At 37.5% G+C, this 3586-nt stretch carries 2 protein-coding genes and 1 pseudogene; 1 reads left to right on the top strand and 2 read right to left on the bottom strand.

All coding sequences use genetic code 11. The features are described 5' to 3' along the window. Positions 1 to 979 precede the first annotated feature (979 nt). Entirely contained in the window at positions 980 to 2077 is a 1098-nt protein-coding gene (locus ABR397_RS22105) for a glycosyltransferase family 4 protein (RefSeq protein ID WP_350307593.1), read from the top strand. 40 nt (positions 2078 to 2117) lie between these two features. On the opposite strand, the gene ABR397_RS22100 is transcribed toward ABR397_RS22105, so the two are convergent. Next, complete coding sequence (locus tag ABR397_RS22100) at positions 2118 to 2630, bottom strand: tail fiber assembly protein (RefSeq protein ID WP_350307592.1); 513 nt, start codon at positions 2628 to 2630, stop codon at positions 2118 to 2120. 9 nt (positions 2631 to 2639) lie between these two features. Further along, positions 2640 to 3586 (bottom strand): annotated as a pseudogene (locus ABR397_RS22095) (hypothetical protein); the annotation flags it as partial.

Genomic DNA, 3586 nt, shown 5'->3' with positions numbered 1-3586 from the left:
CATCAAAGCGAAACGTAGACGAATATGGATGAAAACCCAATTTTTGGAGCGAGTATTACAGGCGGGTTTTGCTAATGTGAGTGATATTTAATCATTCATGCGGTTGCCCTGCTTATGCAGCCCAATGACAATAATAAAACATCTTATTTTATTTGCCTCCTTCGAGATTATTCCCACCTATTGTGCTTTATGCTGCCATTTCGTCATTCACCGAGGAAGATCATTTTAACTCTACAGGCTCAGTATTCTCCCGATTAGTTGTAGATTACACCATCTGAGTTTGTATTCTCAATCAAACCGGATTTTGAGATGTTTACCCCATTCTACAGTAGGAGCATAGACAGAACTTTTTACCGGTTAACCGTTCCATTTAATTTTAATACTAACAGGATGAATATGAGGATCAGCGAAATAGACAGTAATTATCAGGGATAGCAGTTATAAACTCATCGGTTTCTTACTTGTTTGTGTAAAACAGGGAAATAATAGAATTAAAGTCCAGCTGACCATATGTCATCCCGATAGGGACACAAATAAGAGTGATTATGCCGAGACCAATAAGAAGAACTCCATAAATAGATTGCAAAAAAAAATAGGAGAAGACAATATTCAATTTTTATCTAGCCAAAATCTTCCCTGGAGATTATCATATACCTTTACGTTACGTAATTTAGAATAAGCTGATATCTCGGTAAAGCAGAGTATTGTAAACAGGTAAGCTCTAAATACCCTTTAGTAACCTAACTATCGATTACGCAAAACATGCTAAAATTACATGGTGTAGTAAACAAAAAATTTATCGATTAATACTGTCCTAGATTTTCTAGCAGCTGATCAAATAGCAGATAATATTCCTAAGAGGGTTTACTACAAAGAAATAAGACCCTGACTACATAACAGAGCGAAATAAGAATTTCAGTAGAAAAATCATGAAACATAGCTCATTAACAGACAATAAAGGTAAGAGTAAGCAAGAATCATGAATATTATGATTACAAATTTTCATACAGGAAATGGTGGTGGTCATACCACATACATAATGAATATAGTTAAGTATTTTGATTATAACAAAGGGGAACTATTTATTGCTTGTCCACCAGAAAGTAGATTATACAAAGAACTTATCAGCTCTGGATTCAATAATGTTATTCCACTTTATTTTTTCTGTAAACTCAATAAAATTAAACAACTCATAACAACCTGTAAAACCTTGTCACGTATTGCAAAAAAACAAAAAATTGACGTTATTCATACTAATGGAACTTCTGATAATAAGATCGCCATCCTCGCAAAGGTTCTCTTTGGAATGAAAAGTAAGATAATCTATACAAAACATAATCACTATTTTGTGTCCTGGTTATCCAGAGTCAGGCTGAAAAAACTCAATGAAAAAATCATCTTCGTTAGTGACGCCACCAGAAACCAATGTTCCTCTTTTATCTCTGACAAACAGGCGATTACCATAAAAAATGGTGTTAATACTGACAAATGGAAGGTTGAACGTATAATTACAGAAAAAGGAAAGATAACGCTTATTTCTTCTGCTGGGACAGCTGGGCACAAGGGTTGGTATTTGTTGATAAGATGTCTGACAAAAGATAAAGCATTGTCTGATAAATTTCGTATAAAAATCATTGGGCGTATTCCTTACCAAAAAGACATTGAGCAGTTGGTAGGTGTTCCTTTCTCTCATGTTGATGTTGAATTCACTGGTTATATCAATGATGACAAAAGGATCATTAATTACATGAAGAATGCTTCTGTAGGATTTGTTTTATCTACCAATTGTGAAACTATCAGTTTTGCTTGCAGAGAGATGATGGCTTGTAGCCTGCCTATTATTGTCAGTGATTTCGGGGGATTACCAGAAAACATTGATCATGGTGTTAATGGCTGGATCACAAAAGCAGGAAGTGAAGCATCGGTATATGATATTTTAAAACTAATTGCTGGTTTATCATCTCAAGAGTTAGAAAGGCTGTCTGAAAAGGCTAGAGAAAAAGCGATTAACGAGTTTGATGTGAGAAAAATGGTTTCAGAAACGATAGATACCTATAGCTTAGTTTATAAATCCTAAATCTTTAGATTTACGGCCTGGAGAGCAGGCCGTTATTATTTCACGCTGGTTTTTCAGGCCAGTTAATTTCTGATACTAATGAGGTATCAATGCGACTCAGTAACACTCTATACCTTTTCCATGCAAGTAATAACATTTTTTCCTCGTTGGTGGCTATCCCTAAATCAATAACATCTTGCAAAGGCTGAATAATTACGTTTGCAGCAATCATCTTCTCTGATTTTTGGTTCTCTACCTGTTGTCGTTGTTCTTCCAACGTGTAAATGCGTGGGATAATTTTGTTACCGTCAAAAACCCATCCACCTGTAATATTTATTTCAACTGGCACTGCTTCTGATGTAAGTTCAGCAACGGATAAATAAATAGGGAATAGACTGGATACATCCTTTGACATCGAAGTTATAACTCCATTTTTATCAAATGTGAATTTGATAGTTTCTTCTAAAAATTTTTCCTGAATTTGATACCAATCCTTGCCTTTATCATCTGTCAAGTATTGAATACAAGATACACCATCTTTCGGGATATAAGGTGTAAAAATTGAGGTTTTCATAATGTCATCCTAAGTTGCAGAGATTGTTACCCAAATACCATTTATGTATGCCTGTATAGGTCGGTAATGCACATTAGCAAGATGTTGTCTTCCTGAACTCCACATGGTTGTACCCAAACCAACAAGGACATGCCCAGCAGGCGCTGACCAATCTTTTGTCTCGTCTGTCCATCCCCCTTCAGTTGCCCAGCTTCCAAGCCGTAAATTGATTACCCCAACGCCACTTTTCAAGGAATAACGACTGTCGCATTCGGTTTTGGTATATGCCCCTACATCCCCGGCAGTAGGTTTGTTTGCAATGTTATAGTCTCTACGCCAACCCGGATAATACCCTTCACCATGATTAATATAAGTAAATTGTGCATTCGAAATACCATCATTTACAGTAGTTGTTGGCGTTGTAACACGGATAGTCATTGCAGATTCTACGCCCATAACTTCTACAACTGCGCCAGCCAGACATATATTACCGCAGCCTGTATCGTTGATTATGCGATTGTCGGCATATGACCATGAACCTTTGCACATCCAGTATGGAACATCAAAGGCCCCGTTTTGCTTAAGCCATACGATAAACTCTTTAGTAGTCCATGTGCCACCGCCAGTATCGATCGAGCCACTATAGGCCCGACATGCCCCCACATCCTCAGTAGTAGGTTTATTTGCGGTGTTATAGTCCCTACGCCAACCCGGATAGTACCCTTCACCATGATTAATATAAGTAAATTGTACGCTTGCGATACCGTTTCCGTTTGTTGTCGTCGGTGTTGTAACACGGATCGTCATTGCAGATTCTACGCCCATGACTTCAACCACAGCCCCTGCAAGACAGATATTACCGCAGTCTGTATCGTTGATTATGCGATTGTCGGCATATGACCATGAACCTTTGCACATCCAGTATGGAACATCAAAGGCCCCGTTTTGCTTAAGCCATACGATAAACTCTTTAGTAG

The sequence above is a fragment of the Photorhabdus viridis genome, from assembly GCF_040256935.1.
Taxonomy (GTDB): Bacteria; Pseudomonadota; Gammaproteobacteria; order Enterobacterales; family Enterobacteriaceae; genus Photorhabdus; species Photorhabdus viridis.
The sequence above is the reverse complement of the archived record's forward strand: the minus strand, read 5'-3'. Positions and strand labels throughout refer to the sequence as shown.

What these genes read in the sequence shown, in the direction of transcription:
- ABR397_RS22100 (WP_350307592.1), bottom strand. Translation starts at nt 2,630, where the DNA reads ATGAAAACCTCAATTTTTACACCTTATATCCCGAAAGATGGTGTATCT.
- ABR397_RS22105 (WP_350307593.1), top strand. Translation starts at nt 980, where the DNA reads ATGAATATTATGATTACAAATTTTCATACAGGAAATGGTGGTGGTCAT.